Source organism: Natrinema pellirubrum DSM 15624 (assembly GCF_000230735.2).
Lineage (GTDB): Archaea > Halobacteriota > Halobacteria > Halobacteriales > Natrialbaceae > Natrinema > Natrinema pellirubrum.
Map to the genome: position 1 here is coordinate 2,405,665 of NC_019962.1, position 16,486 is coordinate 2,422,150.

Here is a 16,486-nt window from a genome sequence, read left to right on the forward strand (position 1 = left end):
CCGAATCGACCGTCAACCGAACCGCAATGTCCCCACAGTTTACCGACGACGACATCGGCAAAGACGTCGTCAACGACGCGGGCGACGAGGTCGGCATGGTCGTCGACGTCGACCACGGCACGGCCCACGTCGAACCCGATCCCGGCATCACGGACTCGATCAAGGCGGCGCTCGGCTGGACCGACAGCGGCGAGGATACCTACCCGCTGCAGGAAGCCGCGGTCGGTCACGTTACCGACGACGCGATCCACCTCGAGGGCGACCGCTCGAGCGGTCGCTCGGCCGGGACGGGCGGCACCACCGACACGGACCCCGACGTCGGGATGACGGATACCGGAACGGGCGATACCGACACGGAGCTGACCGGCTCCGACACGGACACCGGGACAGGCGAAACCGAACCCCACTCGAGAACCGGTGGTTCCGGGACGGAGAGCGACCGCGGCATCGATCGGGACGAGGACGACATCAGCGGGGCCGACGACGAAGGGGCGGTCCGCCGTGACGAGGACGACCCGCTCATGGACGACGATGACGACGGGCTGATCGGCGACGACGATGACGACCGCACCAGCAGCACCCGCTAATATCGGCGGTCCGCGTTCCGCCCGCCCACGGAGCCGGCCGTCTCTCGGACGGTAACCGACGACGAGCGTTTGCTTGTCCGTCGTTCGACAGCGTCGCTCTCGAGTATGACTCACCACTGCCGGGTGCCCGCGGCCGTTTCGCGAGCCACGAGCCGCGAGTTCTCACGCCGGCGGGGAACTCACTCCTCTTCCGGCGGCTCGTCGGTAGCCGCCCGCTCGGTCGGCGGCCGGGGCTGGTCGGGTGGCACGTCCGTGTCCGCCATCCCGTGTCGCTCCGACGACCGATCCGATTCGGTCCCCTCGCCGCGATCGATACCGCCCTGCTCACGCTCGCCCCGATCGGTGTCGGCCCGTCGTGCGTACTGCTCCCGAATCCGACCCTGCTCGGTCCGTCCCGGTCCCGGCACCGACTGTCCCCCCTCCGTCGGTCGGTCGTCCGCTCGAGCGGCGTGTGATCGATCGCCGCCCCCCATCGACTCGCCGGACTGGCCGTGTCCCCGCTGTGAGTCGGCCGTCGGTCGTCGCTGCGGTTCTCGCGGCTGTCCTGGTCGCCTTCCCTGTTGGCCCCGTTCGATCCCGGTCGACGACGGACCCCGCTGGGACTCCTGTGGGGCCCCGGTTTCGTCCCCCTGTGGCCGCCCCTCAGTCACTCGAGAGCCCTCCGACGGCGACGGATTCGGCGCGGCCGACAGCGGCCGCTGCTGGTACTCGGCCGTCCCCGTCGATTCGTCGCCGTATTCCTGTGGCGTGACCCATTCCCCGGTCTCGGGATCTGCCTCGCCGGGTCGGGCGGACTGCTGGGGCCACTGTGACTGGGAGCGACCGCTCGGGGCCTGTCGGCTGCGTTGCTGTTGGTTCGATTGCTGTCCGGCCATCGACTGGAACGAGCGTTGCTGGCCGCTCATGGGCTGTTGGGGCGACCGTTGCCCGCCGGTGGGCTGGCGGTCGGTCGGCGGTCGGTTGCTTCCCATCGACCGGTACTGGCCGGTCGGCTGGCGTCCGCCCATCGACTGCTGACTCGGCTGTGGCTGCTCGCCTATCGACTGGTTGGTCGGCCGCTGGCGTCGCTCCATCGTCCCGCCGCGTTCCCCGCCTCCCTGCTGGCCCTGATACGCCTGCCCGCTCGAGTACCCCGTGCCGGCGGCACCGGGGGTTCCGGGATGGGTAACTGCCCGGGTCCCCGCTTCCATCGCGTCTTCCATCTCCGGCACGATCGCCTCCATCCCCTCGAGATAGCGCTCCATCATCGAGGCGGTGAACTGCGGCCCCGGCGCGCTCTCGAACATCGACTGGGTCATCTCCATCCCCTGTCGCTGGGCGCTTTCACCCCACTCGAGGGCACTCAGTGTCATCTCCGCCATGTTCCGCTGGAGGTCGATCAACCGCTCCATGGTCTGTTGACTCCGTTCGATTGTCGACTCCGCCATCCGCTCCGTATCGGTGGATTGCTGGCTCTGATGGTCTCTCATCGTATGCACCTGAGGACGCGGTTACCGTCGTCGCTCCTCGGTCACGGGAGAGCGCGACCGAGACGCAAATAAAGGGCGGCGTCAGTTCCGATCCGAAGCCCGACCCCAATCGTTCGTAACTCCGAAACTCGGGTGACTGGCGACGTAATCGAGAACGGCCGAGAAACGCGACTAGTATGGCGTAATAGCGTCCAACGGTGCTGTACAAACGCGTAATCGTTCGTTAGGAGTGGCGAGCCGAGCATCGTCGCCCCCTCGGACTCGAGCGGAATCGCTGGTTACGCGTCCGGATCGCCGGGTTCGCCGTGGGTCACGCCCTCACGTTCGTCGGCCTGCATCCGGCGCAACGCGGCGCGGCCCTTGCTCGCGTCGTAGCCGAAGAAGACTCCCTCGGCGTACTCCTCGGCGACCTCGAGGGCGTGAATCAGGTTCTCGACGTCAATGTTTACCGCGTACAACTCGATATTAAAGGGCGTCTCGAGGGCGCTCTCGAACCCCTTCGCGATCGTCTCGAGCCAGTAGGTCGTCCCGTAGGCGGTATCGTACAGCGGGACGACGAACTCGTCGACGTGTTCGGCGACGGCCTCGAGGTCGATGCCGGCGCGCTCGTAGAGGTGGCCGGGATAGGGATCGGGATACAGCGTCATGTAGACGGTCCCGGGGATGCGGTCGGCGGCTTCGGCGACGAACTCCGTGATGACGCTGGCCCGCCAGTCCATGCGGTCGTCGTACTCGCTTTCGGCGAAGGCCTGCTCGCAGACGCCACACCGGCAGTATTCCGCGCGGGGAAAGCCGATGTCGTCGAGGCGGACGTCTTCGTTTTCGGCGACGCAGTCGTCGATGACCTCGAACAGGCCCTGCCGGTAGTCCTTACGGGAGGGACAGATATACGCCCAGTCGAAATAGGACCGTTCGCGGTCGGCGGGGCGGCCCATGTCGTCGACGGGGACCAGCGACGGGTCGGCGTCGGCGGCGGCGTTGTCGCCGAAACACGAGACCATGTTCACCCCGTCTTCGATCGGTTCGGCGGACCGGCCGGTCACGTCCTTGACTTCGTAGAAGCCGCGGTCGAACTCCGGCCACCGTACTTCCTCGGCGTTACGGGTGACGACGCCGTACATACCTCAGTGTCCGGCCCCGCACCCGTAAGCCGTTCGGAATCGAGCGCTATTCTTCGGTCGGTTCGTAGTCGACTTCGACCTCCGAGGAGCCGCCGAAGGCGACCTTGTAGAGGACGGCGATGACGAACAGGGCGAGTACGACTTTGACGGTACGTGACATGTACGGGGGAGAATACGCCCGGCGAATACTTAGGTATTCTGGATAGTGATCCGGACGTGAAAATCCGACGCCGAGCGGGCGGCGGTTACGTCTCGATCAGCGAGGCGATCTCCTCGCGGACGATCGTCTCGCAGTACGAACAGCGGACGCCGTCCTCGAGGACGGTAAACCGTGAGGTGACGGGCTCGTCGCCGGTCGTAATACAGCCGGCGTTGGGACACGAGAGGACACCTTCGACGACGTCGGGGCGTTCGACGCGGTGTTTCTCGACGACGTCGTAGTCGCGGACGATGTTGATCGTCGCGTCGGGCGCGATCAGCGAGAGGACGTCGACCTCGTCCTGACTGAGTTCGCGACCCTCGACCTTGACGATGTCCTTGCGTGCGAACCGGTTGGAGGGAACGTTCATCCCGACCGAGACCTCCTCGCCGTTGGTCCCGTCGATGCCGAGTATCGCGAGGACGTTCAGTGCCTGTCCGCCGCGGACGTGATCGATGACGGTCCCGTCACGGATCTTGCTGACCCGCAGTTCGTGGTCGTCGTTACCGTCGTGGTGGTCGTGATCGTTACTCATCGGTCTCACCTCGAATCCCACGGTCGTCGCTCAACAACAGGTCCAACAGCGCCATTCGGACCGGGACCCCGTTGTGTGCCTGGTCGAAGTAGGCCGCGTAGTCGGTATCGTCGATCTCCGGGGCGATCTCGTCGACCCGCGGCAGCGGATGCATCACGGTCAGGTCGTCGCTTGCGGCCTCGAGGGTCTCGGCGTCGATCTGGTACTCGCCGGCGACCTTCTGGTACTCGTTCTCGTCGGGGAACCGCTCGCGCTGGATCCGGGTCACGTAGAGGACGTCCAGCGAGGGCAAGACCCCCTCGAGCGACTCGTGTTCCTTGATCCCCGTCCCGTCCTGTCGCTGGTGGAGGTCGTAGACGACCTCGCGGGGCAACTGCAGACTCTCCGGACTGATGAAGTGTTGCTGGGTCTCGAAGTTCGTCAGCGCGTGGGCCAACGAGTGGACGGTCCGGCCGTATTTGAGATCGCCCATGATGCCGATCGTCAGGTCGTCCAGGCCGGCGTTTTCCCGGATGGTGTAGAGATCGAGCATCGTCTGGGTCGGGTGATGACCCGCGCCGTCGCCCGCGTTCAGCAGCGGGACGTCGACGAACTCGCTGGCCATCGTCGCCGCCCCCTGCTTGGGATGGCGCAGGACCAAGGCGTCGGTATAGCCCTCGATGACACGGACGGTGTCGGCCAGCGTCTCCCCTTTCTTCACGCTCGAGGATTCGACCGAACCCATGTCGACGACGTCGCCGCCGAGCCGTTTCATCGCAGTCTCGAAGCTCATCTTCGTCCGCGTACTCGGCTCGAAAAAGAGCAATCCGAGCAGCGTGTTCGCGTGGCGATCGGCGACCGCCGACGGGTCGGCGTCGATCTCGGCCGCGCGGTCGAGTACCGTCTCGATGTCTCCCCGCGAGAGTTGTTTGCTCGTGATGAGGTGATCGTGGCGCATTCGTTCGTGTAGGCTGTGGCGTGCCCCTTGAATCTCTCCATTCGACGACGGGCCCCCGAACCGGTCGGGAGACGCCCGCGTCGACGGTTGTTTTCGAGTCAGTAACCTAAGGAAAAGTGTTATACAGATACTACAGCAATTGGTCACAACTGTATGGTCGGCCGGCTAGACACTGGGATCGACGTCCTTGACCGGAAACTCGACGGTGGGCTCCCCCCGGGGTGTATCGTCGCGTACACCGCCGAGCCGGCCAGCCAGTCCGAACTCCTCCTCTACGAACTCACGGCCGCCCGCGGCACGCTGTATCTCACCACTGAGCGCGACGACGACGCCGTCCGTCACGCCATCGAGACCTCGCCTTCCTCGGTCGGCAGCCCGACGGTCAGGCACGTCACCGGTGAGGACACCCTCGAGGAGGCGACCCGACTCATCGGCGCCTTGCCCGACGGCGCGAACCTCATCATCGATACGATGGACGTCCTCGAGCGCTGTGACACCGACGAGTACATCGCCTTCCTCAACGAACTCAAGTCGCACATGCTGGAGACGGGCAGCATCGCCGTCCTCCACTGTCTGAAAGGGGAGGACGAGCCCCCGAACCGATCCCGGACCTACCACGCCGCCGACGCCGTCTTCGACCTGCGGACCGAGATCTCGGGGACCGAACTCGAGAACCACCTCACGATCCCGAAGTTCCGCGGCGGGAGCCAGCCGACCGACGCGATCAAGCTCGAACTCACCGAGGAAGTGGCGATCGACACGAGCCGCGATATCGCCTGAGTCCGGCTGCCCGGCCGATTCCTACCCCTCCTGCGGGGCATCGTCCTGTACCTCGGCTTCGCTCGTCGATCCGACACTCCGCCCTCTCTTCGGCGGTTACGCACGCAAAAAAGTCGATCCGTACATGCTCGTTGTCCGTCGGTAACGACCGGTGAGCGGCCGGGTCCGCGTCGGTTTACTCTTCTGCGCCTTCGAGTTCGTCGACGATCTCGTCGGCGTCGACGTCGGCGTCCTCGAGGGCCTCCTCGATGTCGCCGCCGCCCATACCGCCCATGCCGCCCATCATACCGCCCATGCCCATGCCACCCATGCCGTCGATGACTTCCTGGACGATGACGCGGTCGACGCCGACCTTCTCGATGATGTCCTGCCCGATCTGCTGTTTGCCCATCATCCACTGCTGGTTCATGGTCATCTGGGGCGTGGCCTCGAGGTAGAGCGTCTCCTTCTCGACCGTTTCGGTCTCGAATTCGGGCTCAGCGTCCTCGTCGTCCTCGTCGGGTTCGACGGGGACCTCTTCTTCGACCTCGTCGGTCTCGATCCAGAGTTCGGGCTCCATCCCGAGGTACATCTCGAAGAGACCGGCGGCCTGCTGTTCGCGGTCGTCGACTTCCTCGACGATCGTGTACTCGTACTCGACGTCCTCGCCGGCCAGCGGGTGGTTGAAGTCGACGCGGGCGCGGCCGCCGATGATCGTGCTGATGTAGCCCTGCTGGCCCTCGATCTGCACGTTCGCGCCGGGGTAGCGGTCGTCCTCGTCGATCTTCTCGGCGCTGACCGTCTGGACGTCGTCGGGGTCGTATTCGCCGAAGGCGTCCTCGGCGGGGACGGTCACGGTGCCGGCGTCGCCGGGCTCGGAGCCGACGATGTCGTCCTCGACGGCCTCGAAGATGTGGCCCTCGCCGACGACGATCGTTCGGGGCTTGAACTCCTGGCCCTGCTCGTCAACGCCCTCTTCCTCGGCGACCTCGGGGTCGGTCGTGTCGACCAACTGGTCGTCCTCGACAGTGTAGGCGGTGTACTCGAGTTCGACGAAGTCGCCCTCTTGGAGTCCGTCGGCTACTTCTTCGTCGACGTCATCGGCCTGCTCGTCTGGCTCGGCTTCTTGTTCCTCAGTCATACGTTGTACGTCCGCCCGTCCACATTTAAGTACGACGTTTTCGGGCGAGAGCGACCGATTCTTACGATCCCCCTGCGTCGACTCGAGCATGTACGAGGTCGAAGTAAAGGTCCCCGCCGACCTCGCGGCCGTCCGTGAGCGGCTCGTGGCCCTCGAGGCGACGCCCGAGGGTGCGGTCGTGCAGGTCGATACCTACTACGACGCGCCCCATCGGGCGTTCGTCGAGACCGACGAGGCGTTGCGGATCCGGTCGGAGCGACCCGAAGACGGCGAGGCGGAGACCCGCATCACCTACAAGGGGCCGCTCGTCGACGACGAGTCCAAGACCCGCGAGGAGGTCGAGACCGCCGTCGCGGACGGCGAGAAGGTCGACGCGATCCTGACGAACCTCGGCTTCGAGCCCGCCGCGACGGTCCGGAAAGAGCGCGAGCGGTTCTCGCTCGAGGGGTATACCGTCACCCTCGATTCGGTCGCCGACGTCGGCGACTACGTCGAGGTCGAGACCGAACTCGAGTCCGAAGCGGAACTCGAGTCCGCCCGTGAGGGGGCCTACGACGTCCTCGAGCGGCTGGGGCTGGATCCCGACGAGCAGCTCCGAACGTCGTATCTCGGCCTGTTGCTCGAGTCCTGAGAGAGTACGAAAGCGACGCCGGCGAATCCATAACCTACAGGCATTTTACGGCCCGTATCTGTTTCCGCAAGTTATACGAACGCGGTCCGTCAAGAACCGCCAATGAGCGAGCGGAACATCCGTATCGAATCCATCGACCGGCAGGCGGTCGAGGATCAGGAGGTCGAAATCGTCGAACGAAAGGGAATCGGTCACCCCGACTCCATCTGTGATGGCATCGCCGAGAGCGTCGCCGGGGCGCTTGCCCGCGAGTATCTGGACCGCGTCGGCGAAGTACTGCACTTCAACACCGACGAGACCCAGCTCGTCGCGGGCGAGGCCGCGCCCGCCTTCGGCGGCGGCGAGGTCGTCGACCCGATCTATCTACTGATCGTCGGCCGCGCGACCAAACACTACGAGGGCCAGACGATTCCCGCCGAGACGATCGCGCTGCGAGCGGCGCGGGAGTACCTCGAGGCAAACATCCCGCAACTGACCGTCGGCGAGGACGTCGTCGTCGACGTCAAGCTCGGCGAGGGCAGCGGCGATCTGCAGGAGGTCTTCGGCGAGGACGAAGTCAGCGTCCCGATGGCAAACGACACCAGCTTCGGTGTCGGCCACGCGCCGCTGACCGAGACGGAGCAGATCGTCCTCGAGGCCGAGCGACGGCTGAACGGCGAGTACGCCGACGAACACCCCGAACTCGGGCCGGACGTGAAGATCATGGGCAAACGCGAGGGCGACGAGATCGACGTCACCGTCGCGGCCGCGATGGTCGACGAGTACGTCGCCGATCTCGACGAGTACGTCGAGGCAGTCGAGTCGGTTCGCGAGTTCGTCGACGGCGTCGCACGCGACCACACCGATCGCGCGGTCGACGTCCACGTCAACACGGCCGACGACTACGACGAGGGGTCGATCTATCTCACGGTGACGGGCACCTCCGCCGAACAGGGCGACGACGGCTCCGTCGGTCGCGGCAACCGCGCCAACGGACTCATCACGCCGAACCGCTCGATGTCGATGGAAGCGACCAGCGGCAAGAACCCGGTCAATCACATCGGGAAGATCTACAACCTGCTCTCGACGGCGATCGCCGAGGAGGTCGTCGGCGAGGTCGACGGCATCCGCGACCTGCGCGTGCGACTGCTCTCCCAGATCGGCCGGCCGATCGACCAGCCCCACGTCGCCGACGTTCAGGTCGTTACCGACGACGGCGTCTCGGTCGCGGACGTCGAGGACGACGTCGCGGCCATCGTCGACGCGGAACTCGCCGACGTCACCGGGATCACGCGCAGCGTGATCGAGGGCGAACTCTCGACGTTCTGAGCGCGCGTCTCGATCCGAACTGCGGCCCAGTCCCGAAACCGATAGCGCCACGTCGGATGGGTGACGTTTTGTCCACGGATCGCGTGCCGTCCGGTAATGGCCCTCCGCAAGCCGTTCGACGAGCGCGCGGCAACCCACCGGGTCATCACGCGGCAACCGTCCGGCGTCGCCGACGACGACGAGACCGGCTGGATCACCGTCGAGAACCGTGTCGTCGACGCCGTGACCTCCTTGGGAACCGCAGTCCATCTGCGTCTCGAGGACGGGGCGGCTTCCCGATTGGACCCCGACGGACGACTGGAGCGCGTCCGCGGACCCGATCGGGTTCTCACGGGTTCCGGGACGGAGTATCGGGCGACGCTCCCCGACGACGCCGATGTCGTCCGGTCGGTGCTGGCCGTCGATCGGGACGATACCGACGCGTGGGTCGATCGCGTGTTCTCCCTCGAGGAGTTCGTCGTCCGTACCGACACCACGTGGTATTATCGGTCGGTTCCCCATCACGCCCATATTCGGGAACTGCACGCGGACGGCTGTGACGCGCTACTGCAGGCCGTCACCGACGCACTCGAATCGGTTCCTCGCTCGACCGTCGTTCCGATCGACGGACTCGTTACGTGGCGATCGAACGGCGACCGGTACGAACTGTCGTGGGACGTACTGCGCCGGCGTGAGGGAGACACCGATCGAGACCGCTGGTCGGCGTTCGAACTAGATCGACTCCAACGTGTTCGTCCCGTCCCGAACCGCGAGGAACTCGTCCTCCGGTGGGCTCCGTCGGCCGGGGATACGTGGCCACGCCGGATTCTGCGGTACCTGCTCGATCCCGAATCGGTGGCTCCCCCGACCCGAATCGCGTTCCCCGACCGAGACACGATGCGCGCGGCTACCGACGCCCTGGGGAGGCTGCGGGAACGTCTCGAGTATTCGTACGTAATCGCCGAGTCCGAGAGCGAGCAGGGATGACCCCGGTACCGGCCGAGGGCCGCCACGTCGGGTGATCGCCGGGTTCGACAGATCCTTTGGCGACGACAGTGTGTAACACTGATAGCACGTTACGAATCGGCATCCCTCGAGAACGATCATCCGTGAACCTCCCCTCAAGCGGTTCGAATCGCGTGGTCTACGCCGTCGTCGCGAGTACCTTCTTCGTCGGTTTCGGCGGCGGGGTCGTCTTCCCGATCCTGCCGAACCTCGGCGAGGTACTCGGGATCTCGGCGTTTATGGTCGGCGTCATCCTCTCGGCGAACCGCTGGACGCGGCTGGTCGCCAACGGGCCGGCCGGCGCGCTCGTCGACCGGATCGGGACCCGGAAACCGTTCGTCGCGGGGCTGGCGATCGAAGGGGCCGCGACCGCGGGCTACGTCGTCGCGATCACGTCGTCGGTGCCCGAGTTCTGGTTCGTCCTCGCGCGGGTCTGCTGGGGGGTCGGCAGCGCCCTCGTGTTCGCGACGGCCTACACCATCACCGCCGACGTCAGCGACGCCGGATCGCGGGGCGAGAGCATGGGGATCGTCCGCGCCGGGATCACGTTCGGCTTCCCCGCGGGCATGGTACTGGGCGGGATCGTCAGCGAGGTCTACAGCAACGCGACGGCCTTCGTCCTCGCTGCCTGCTTCGCCGGGCTGGCGAGTATCATCGCCTACTTCATCGTCCCCGAGACCCACGTCGACAGTCCTGATACCTCGATCAAGCCGTGGGACCTCGAGACCACCCTCCCCGCGCTGACCGTCGGCCTGGTCAACTTCGGACTCTACTTCGCGTACTTCGGCGTCCTCTTCTCGACGCTCGTGTTGTACCTCGACGCGGAGTCGACGGTCCTTACCCTCGAGTTCGCCGGCGTCGGCCTCGAGTACGGCGAGCAGGGGACCTCCGGGCTGCTGATGGCCGTCTCGGCGCTGTCGGGCGCGCTCTTTACCATTCTCGGCGGAAAGATCAGCGACACCGTCGGGGCTCGCGTTCCGGTGTTGCTCGTTTTCCTCGTGACGAGCTGTCTCGGGTTCGCCGTCCTGACGCTCGCGCCGTCGCTCTCGATCGTCGTCGGGGCCTGCGCCCTGATCGGTGCGGGACAGGGTGGCGTCGGCGGCCCGCTGACCGCACTCTTGGCCGACCTCACGCCCGAGGACCGGATGGGACGGGCGATGGGGACCAACAACGTCTTCGGCGACGTCGGCGGCGCGGTCGGCCCGCTGCTCTCGCTGCCCTTCGCCGAGGCGATCGGCTTCGACGTGCTGTACGCGCTCAGCGCGACGATCCCGCTGCTGGCCGGGGCGACCCTCGTGGTCGGGATCTATACCTACACCGGCAGCCTGAGCCCGACGGTCGAGGAATCGATCGTCTGAGAGCGTCCGCGACTCGTCGGGATCGCTCGAGGCCGAGACGTACCTCGCAACCCCCTTATAGCTCCGATCATCTATCACAGTCCATGCACCCCCCGGGAGCCGACACCGTCCTCGTCCGTCACGGGGACGTCAACACCAAGAGCAACACCGTCAAGCGGTACATGGAGGACCTCCTCGCCGAAAACCTCGAGGCCCTCCTGTCCGCACGGTCGATTCCCGGCGAGGTCGAGCGCCGGTGGAGCCGGCCGCTGATCCACACCGACGCCGACGCCGTCGAGGCCGCCACCGACGCCGCGACCGACACCTTCGGCGTCGTCTCCGCCAGCCCCGCCCTGACCACCAGCACGGAGAAAGCGCGGATCCTCGAGGCCCTCGAGGAGACGGCCCGCGAACACTACGACGGCGGGACGTTCGCCGTCGAGGCCCGCCGAGCGGACAAGAGCCTGCCCTACGACAGCGAGGACCTCGCCCGCGAGGCGGGCAACGCCATCTGGGCGGCCGTCGAGGACGAGTTCGAGCCCGACGTCGATCTCGACGATCCCGACCTGACCTTCGGCGTCGAGGTCCGCGAAGACGCGGCCTTCCACTACCTCGAGCAGCGCGAGGGGCCGGGTGGGCTCCCGCTGGGTTCCCAGGAGCCGGTCATCGCCCTGGTCAGCGGCGGCATCGACTCGCCGGTCGCGGCCTACGAGATGATGCGTCGCGGCAGCCCGATCGTGCCGGCCTACGTCGACCTCGGTGACTACGGCGGGATCGACCACGAGGCCCGCGCGATGGAGACGGTCCGACTCCTCTCGGACTACGCGCCGAACTTCGACATGCAGGTCTACCGGATCCCTGGCGGCGAGACGGTCGACCTACTCGTCCGGCAGATGGAACAGGGCCGGATGCTTTCCCTGCGGCGCTTTTTCTACCGGGCCGCCGAGACGCTGGCCGAACGCGTCAACGCCGACGGCATCGTCACCGGGGAGGCCGCCGGCCAGAAGTCCAGCCAGACCGTCCGCAACCTCGGGGTCACCAGCCGCGCGACCCGGCTCCCGATCCACCGGCCGCTCCTAACCTGGGACAAGCAGGACATCGTCGCCCGCGCCCGCGAGATCGGCACCTTCAGCGACTCGACGATCGACGCCGGCTGCAACCGCGTCACTCCCGATCAGGTCGAGACTAACGCCCGCCTGAAGCCCCTGCTCGAGCACGAGCCGGACGACCTGCTCGAGCGCGCCGAAGAAGCCGCGAAACGGGCCGAACTGGTCGAACCCTGAGCCGTCTTCGAACCGCTCGTTTTCACGCCGTTCCTGCCCGCCCGACCAACCACCGCTTGGGTGGGTCTGAAAGGGGCTTTCGTAGTCGTGCTGTCTCCGCCAGCGGATCCAGTCGATCCTCATCACAGAGAAGCCGAAACCCCCATTACGCCGTCGGACACACCACGAACCAGTGACCCGCGTCTGTCTCATCGGCGAGGCCGGGAGCGACCTCCAGTACGAACTCCTCTCGCGGGAGACGGCCCGCGAGGCGCTCGCGACCTACGACTTGGAGCGGCCGTTCGAGAACTCGCTGGCCCTGCGGACGGTCAGCGTCGGGGCCGCCGTCTCGCTGCTGAACGACCTGAACTGGTACTGCACGCGGTTCGTCGACGAGGCGTTCGTCCAGGAACCGAGCATCAGCGACGACGAGTGGCTCTCGCGAGCGCTCGCGACGCAACTCCGGAACGGCGAGGTCGACGCCGACGAGACCGGCGAGTTCTGCAAGATCTACGGCCTCGAGCGAGTCGCCCCCGCCGTCGACGACGAGGTCGACACACCTGATACGGCGGCCCCGAGCGGGGACGACGAGTCCACGACCGCGAGCGAGGGTGGAGAAAACGAAGCCACTGCAGCCTCGAGCGGAGCCGGCGGGGGACCGACCTATCGGCTCGTCGAGCCGCTGTACGTCCGGCGAACGGACGGCGATCTTCCGGAGTACGATCTCCGGGACGTCGCGGAGACGCTGGTCGTTCGCCTGACCGAGACGGAATATACGCCGTAGCGGGGCCGTCGTTCGCTCGAGCGGTTACGAGCCGTCCTCGGCCGTTCCGTCGTCCGACTCGACGCTCGTACTCTCCGACGCGCTGGCGCTGTCGCTGCGCATCAAGGCACCGCTGGTGTTGCCCTCGTGATCGACGACCGTCGCGGAAAGCGCCGTCAGCGGCTCCGATTCGAAGGTCACCCGAACGAGCCGGCCGACGGTCGTGATCACCGGGGTACAGGCCTCGTTCTCGTCCGCCGTGTCCCGTACACCTGCCTCGAGGACGAGTTCCTTGTCGGCGCTTCCGTCCGTCCCATCGCTATCGGTCTCGCCGTCGCCGCCGGTACTGCTGCTACTGGGTTCGTCGTCGCCGTCGGTCTCGCTCCCGTCGTCGGTTTCGTTCCCCTCGTCGGTCTCGTCGTCCTCGATCGGTTGGACATCGATCGACTCGAGGACCAACTCGTAACAGGGGTTCGGTGCCTCGGACTCGAGCGAGACCAGGACCGACGTCTCGAAGTCGGTGTCGTCGACGAAGCCGGTGAGGGGGTCGGTGTCGGAGAGCGTACGCGTCTCGAGCCACTCGGTCGCGTCGTCGGCGTCCCGGACGAGGTCGACAGATGACGTCTCCGTCTCCGTATCCGTGGAGAACTGGTAGTTTTGTGTCTCGTAGCCGGCCACCTCCTCGGGGAGGTCCTCGCCTCCGTCGTCCGATCCGGGGTCGTCTTCGCTGGGATCGTCACTCTCGTCGTTGTCGTCGGGCGAGTCGTCGGTCCCGTCGGCAATACAGCCGGCCGAGAGCGCGAGCAATCCTGCAGTGCTACTCAGTAGCGTCCGCCTGGAGGGGCGTGTCATTGTACCTGACCGTACGAAGGGGACCCTAAAGGCGGTTCGGCTAGGTCAAAGAGTTATTTTTACCAGATCGATTCGGGGAACGGGTCGACGAAGACACGACGAGCCGGGCGAAATCGCGCTGCTCGAGCCGGTCAATCGAAGAGGCCGGTCGAGAGATAGCGCTCGCCGCTGTCCCAGAAGACCGTGACGACGAGCGGGCAGTCGTCGACCTGTCCGCCGTCGGTCTCGGGCGAGGCCGGTTGCGTGCCCTCGTCGAACGCCGTCGGGACCTCCGGACACTCGAGGGCGGGATCGGCGATCTCGCGGGCGACCCGCTGGGAGACGAGACTGGTCGCGCCGCTCGATTGGCCCACGAGGATTCCCTCTTCGCGCGCGAGGCGGCGACACTCCGCCTCGGCGTCCTCGAGCGCCACCGTCTCGACGCGATCGAGCAGGTCGAGATCGAGGTTGTCGCTGACGAAGCCCGGCCCCATCCCCTGGAACTCGTCGTTGCCGGATTCGCCGGTCGAGAGGACGGCGTTTCGTTCGGGTTCGACGGCGACGATCTCCATCTCGGGATACTCCTCGCGGAGCCGTCGGCCGATCCCCGAGATGGTGCCGCCGGTGCCGACGCCGGCGACGAAGGCGTCGATCTCGCGGTCGCCGACCTGTTCGATGATCTCCGGCCCGGTCGTCTTGTAGTGGGCCTCGGGGTTCGCGGGGTTCTCGAACTGGCCGAGCTGGACCGCACCCTCGGCCTCGAGTTCCTCCGCGCGGGCGCGGGCATCTTCCATGTTGCCGTCGACCAACTCGAGGTCGGCCCCGTAGGCCGCCATGACCTGTTGGCGTTCCTTCGATTTGTCCGACGGCATGACGATCGTCAGGTCGTAGTCGCGGGCAGCCGCGACGAGCGCGAGGCCGATCCCCGTATTGCCGCTCGTGGGTTCGACGAGCCAGTCGCCGGGTTCGATCAGCCCGTCGCGTTCGGCGGCCCGTACCATCTCGCGGGCCGGCCGGTCCTTGGCCGAGCCGCCGGGATTGAACGATTCGATCTTGGCCGCGACCGTCGCGCCCTCCGGCGAGTCGACCTGGACCAGCGGCGAGCCGATCGTGTCTAGGATACTCCCTTTCATTGACCCACAATATGGTTTCGAGACGTAAACCCGTGCTGGACAGAGGCAGGACGTGCCGGCTACTAGAGGCGGGGACCGACAGCGTTATTGGTCGTACTCGTGGTCGACCGCCTTGAACGCATCCTCGGCTACCTCGAGGGCGCGTTCGATTTCGTCCTCGGTGTGGCTATACGCAGTAAAGAACCGCTCGCCTTGCGGCGGAATGCCGAAGAGAACGCCGCGAGCAGCGGCCTCGACGAACCAGTCGTTGAACTGGTCGCCGTTTGCGCCGAACAGATCGCGGAACCCGTCCAGGTCGTCATCCATCATGAGGACCTGACCCGCCGAACCGATGTACTCGACGTGGGCCGGAATGCCGACGTCGTCGATGACGTCCTGTAACCCATCGAAGAGCAGTTCCCCTTTTCGATCGATGTCGGCGTAGACGTCCTCCTCCTCGAGGACCTCGAGGGTCTTTAGCGAGGCGGCTGCCGAGACGGGGTGGCCGTTGTACGTTCCACCGTGGAACGCCGTCGTCTGCCAACTCTCTTGTGCGTTGGATTCGTCCGGTGGGATAATCTCGTTCATGATGTCGGCCGTTCCGCCGAATCCGGCCATCTGATATCCCCCGCCGACCGCTTTCGCGAACGTCGTCATGTCCGGTTCGATCCCGAACCGCTCTTGGGCGCCACCCGGAGCGAGACGGAAGCCGGTCATGACTTCGTCCCAAATCAGGACGATGTCCAACTCGTCCGTCAGGTCACGGAGGAATTCGTGGTAGCCGTCCTGCGGTTTCAGACAGCCAGCTGAAAACATAACCGGCTCGATGATGACTGCGGCTAAGTCATCGGCGTGTTCTCGGAGGATTTCCTCCGTCGCTTCCTTATCGTTGAAGGGGAACGCGACAGTGAGATCGCTGATTTGGTCTGGAATTCCCGACCCGTATGACACCGTATTCGGCCGTTTTTCGTCTCCCAATGCGTCTTCGTCAGCGAGGACGCTCTGGAGAAGATAATCGTGTGCACCGCCGTAGCCACCTTCCGGTTTGGCGATCTTGTCGTTGCCAGTATACGATCGAGCTACGCGGAGAGCGTGCATGGTCGCTTCCGAACCGCTGTTTGTCAAACGGACCTTCTCGATACTGGGAACCCAATCGACGATTTTTTCCATCAGTTCGATACTGATGACCTGTGGAGTGGCGGTTAGATCAGCCCTCTCTGCTTGTTCTTTCACTGCTTCAGTAACAGCAGGGTGATTGTGACCCAAGATTTTGGGACCGAGAGCCATCAAGAAGTCGAGGTATTCGTTCCCGTCGACGTCGTAAACGTACGATCCTTCCGCGCGATTCACGTAGATCGGATACGGATCGAAATGTCGCACGTTGGATTCGACACCGAGCGGCGTCACTTTCTTCGCACGTTCGAAAAACTCCTTGTTACCCTGTGTGCGTTCACGGTACAGTTCTTTGTGGTCGGGGTTGTCCAGGTCCATACGCGTTATCTGGACCCAA

The 16,486-nt window shown here is 65.6% G+C and carries 16 protein-coding genes; 8 read left to right on the plus strand and 8 right to left on the minus strand.

Features of this window, described 5'->3' with window-relative positions:
• Window positions 1-26: 26 nt before the first annotated feature.
• Window positions 27-587 (plus strand): hypothetical protein, encoded by a 561-nt coding sequence (locus tag NATPE_RS11615; protein WP_006181661.1) that lies wholly within the window; start codon window positions 27-29, stop codon window positions 585-587.
• A gap of 179 nt (window positions 588-766) precedes the next feature.
• Here the strand turns inward: NATPE_RS11615 and NATPE_RS11620 are convergent, their stop codons facing one another.
• From NATPE_RS11620 to pyrB, 4 genes are all read right to left on the minus strand, one after another.
• The gene (locus NATPE_RS11620) at window positions 767-1,978 is read right to left on the minus strand and encodes a hypothetical protein (protein WP_241432755.1); all 1,212 of its coding nucleotides are present in this window, start codon (window positions 1,976-1,978) and stop codon (window positions 767-769) included.
• A 356-nt stretch (window positions 1,979-2,334) separates the two neighbouring features.
• Window positions 2,335-3,177, minus strand: coding sequence for a hypothetical protein (locus tag NATPE_RS11625; protein WP_006181663.1), 843 nt, complete (start codon window positions 3,175-3,177; stop codon window positions 2,335-2,337).
• A gap of 245 nt (window positions 3,178-3,422) precedes the next feature.
• A complete protein-coding gene (gene pyrI / locus NATPE_RS11630) occupies window positions 3,423-3,911 on the minus strand; it encodes an aspartate carbamoyltransferase regulatory subunit (protein WP_006181665.1) in 489 nt (162 codons plus the stop codon).
• Window positions 3,904-4,848, minus strand: coding sequence for an aspartate carbamoyltransferase (pyrB, locus tag NATPE_RS11635; protein WP_006181666.1), 945 nt, complete (start codon window positions 4,846-4,848; stop codon window positions 3,904-3,906). Before pyrB ends, pyrI begins: the two co-directional genes overlap by 8 nt.
• Window positions 4,849-5,001: 153 nt before the next feature.
• Here pyrB and NATPE_RS11640 point away from each other — a divergent pair, with 153 nt between their 5' ends.
• Window positions 5,002-5,628, plus strand: a complete 627-nt coding sequence (locus NATPE_RS11640) for an RAD55 family ATPase (protein ID WP_006181667.1) — start codon at window positions 5,002-5,004, stop codon at window positions 5,626-5,628.
• Window positions 5,629-5,803: 175 nt separating this feature from the next.
• Here the strand turns inward: NATPE_RS11640 and NATPE_RS11645 are convergent, their stop codons facing one another.
• Window positions 5,804-6,748, minus strand: a complete 945-nt coding sequence (locus NATPE_RS11645) for an FKBP-type peptidyl-prolyl cis-trans isomerase (RefSeq protein ID WP_006181668.1) — start codon at window positions 6,746-6,748, stop codon at window positions 5,804-5,806.
• Window positions 6,749-6,836: 88 nt separating this feature from the next.
• On the opposite strand from NATPE_RS11645, the gene cyaB reads away from it, so the two are divergent.
• From cyaB to NATPE_RS11675, 6 genes are all read left to right on the plus strand, one after another.
• Complete coding sequence (gene cyaB, locus NATPE_RS11650; RefSeq protein ID WP_006181669.1) at window positions 6,837-7,379, plus strand: class IV adenylate cyclase; 543 nt, start codon at window positions 6,837-6,839, stop codon at window positions 7,377-7,379.
• 102 nt (window positions 7,380-7,481) lie between these two features.
• A complete protein-coding gene (locus NATPE_RS11655; RefSeq protein WP_006181670.1) occupies window positions 7,482-8,687 on the plus strand; it encodes a methionine adenosyltransferase in 1,206 nt (401 codons plus the stop codon).
• Between the two features lie 96 nt (window positions 8,688-8,783).
• Window positions 8,784-9,653: a hypothetical protein gene (locus tag NATPE_RS11660; protein WP_006181671.1), complete on the plus strand. Its 870-nt coding sequence runs from the start codon at window positions 8,784-8,786 to the stop codon at window positions 9,651-9,653.
• Window positions 9,654-9,775: 122 nt separating this feature from the next.
• A complete protein-coding gene (locus NATPE_RS11665) occupies window positions 9,776-11,029 on the plus strand; it encodes an MFS transporter (protein ID WP_015299072.1) in 1,254 nt (417 codons plus the stop codon).
• A gap of 83 nt (window positions 11,030-11,112) precedes the next feature.
• Complete coding sequence (locus tag NATPE_RS11670) at window positions 11,113-12,291, plus strand: tRNA sulfurtransferase (protein ID WP_006181673.1); 1,179 nt, start codon at window positions 11,113-11,115, stop codon at window positions 12,289-12,291.
• A gap of 172 nt (window positions 12,292-12,463) precedes the next feature.
• Window positions 12,464-13,054, plus strand: coding sequence for a DUF5804 family protein (locus NATPE_RS11675; RefSeq protein WP_006181674.1), 591 nt, complete (start codon window positions 12,464-12,466; stop codon window positions 13,052-13,054).
• A 24-nt stretch (window positions 13,055-13,078) separates the two neighbouring features.
• Here NATPE_RS11675 and NATPE_RS11680 read toward each other — a convergent pair whose 3' ends face one another.
• From NATPE_RS11680 to NATPE_RS11690, 3 genes are all read right to left on the minus strand, one after another.
• Complete coding sequence (locus NATPE_RS11680; protein ID WP_015299073.1) at window positions 13,079-13,885, minus strand: hypothetical protein; 807 nt, start codon at window positions 13,883-13,885, stop codon at window positions 13,079-13,081.
• A gap of 131 nt (window positions 13,886-14,016) precedes the next feature.
• Window positions 14,017-14,997 (minus strand): PLP-dependent cysteine synthase family protein, encoded by a 981-nt coding sequence (locus NATPE_RS11685; protein WP_006181676.1) that lies wholly within the window; start codon window positions 14,995-14,997, stop codon window positions 14,017-14,019.
• An 84-nt stretch (window positions 14,998-15,081) separates the two neighbouring features.
• Window positions 15,082-16,467, minus strand: coding sequence for an aspartate aminotransferase family protein (locus NATPE_RS11690; RefSeq protein ID WP_006181677.1), 1,386 nt, complete (start codon window positions 16,465-16,467; stop codon window positions 15,082-15,084).
• Window positions 16,468-16,486 lie beyond the last annotated feature (19 nt).

Bases quoted from the DNA above. Each gene is read 5' to 3' on its own strand.
- NATPE_RS11655 (WP_006181670.1), top strand. From the start codon at position 7,482: ATGAGCGAGCGGAACATCCGTATCGAATCCATCGACCGGCAGGCGGTC.
- NATPE_RS11680 (WP_015299073.1), bottom strand. From the start codon at position 13,885: ATGACACGCCCCTCCAGGCGGACGCTACTGAGTAGCACTGCAGGATTG.
- cyaB (WP_006181669.1), top strand. From the start codon at position 6,837: ATGTACGAGGTCGAAGTAAAGGTCCCCGCCGACCTCGCGGCCGTCCGT.
- NATPE_RS11670 (WP_006181673.1), top strand. From the start codon at position 11,113: ATGCACCCCCCGGGAGCCGACACCGTCCTCGTCCGTCACGGGGACGTC.
- pyrB (WP_006181666.1), bottom strand. From the start codon at position 4,848: ATGCGCCACGATCACCTCATCACGAGCAAACAACTCTCGCGGGGAGAC.
- NATPE_RS11615 (WP_006181661.1), top strand. From the start codon at position 27: ATGTCCCCACAGTTTACCGACGACGACATCGGCAAAGACGTCGTCAAC.
- NATPE_RS11625 (WP_006181663.1), bottom strand. From the start codon at position 3,177: ATGTACGGCGTCGTCACCCGTAACGCCGAGGAAGTACGGTGGCCGGAG.
- NATPE_RS11645 (WP_006181668.1), bottom strand. From the start codon at position 6,748: ATGACTGAGGAACAAGAAGCCGAGCCAGACGAGCAGGCCGATGACGTC.
- NATPE_RS11620 (WP_241432755.1), bottom strand. From the start codon at position 1,978: ATGGAGCGGTTGATCGACCTCCAGCGGAACATGGCGGAGATGACACTG.
- NATPE_RS11685 (WP_006181676.1), bottom strand. From the start codon at position 14,997: ATGAAAGGGAGTATCCTAGACACGATCGGCTCGCCGCTGGTCCAGGTC.
- NATPE_RS11660 (WP_006181671.1), top strand. From the start codon at position 8,784: ATGGCCCTCCGCAAGCCGTTCGACGAGCGCGCGGCAACCCACCGGGTC.
- NATPE_RS11690 (WP_006181677.1), bottom strand. From the start codon at position 16,467: ATGGACCTGGACAACCCCGACCACAAAGAACTGTACCGTGAACGCACA.
- NATPE_RS11640 (WP_006181667.1), top strand. From the start codon at position 5,002: ATGGTCGGCCGGCTAGACACTGGGATCGACGTCCTTGACCGGAAACTC.
- pyrI (WP_006181665.1), bottom strand. From the start codon at position 3,911: ATGAGTAACGATCACGACCACCACGACGGTAACGACGACCACGAACTG.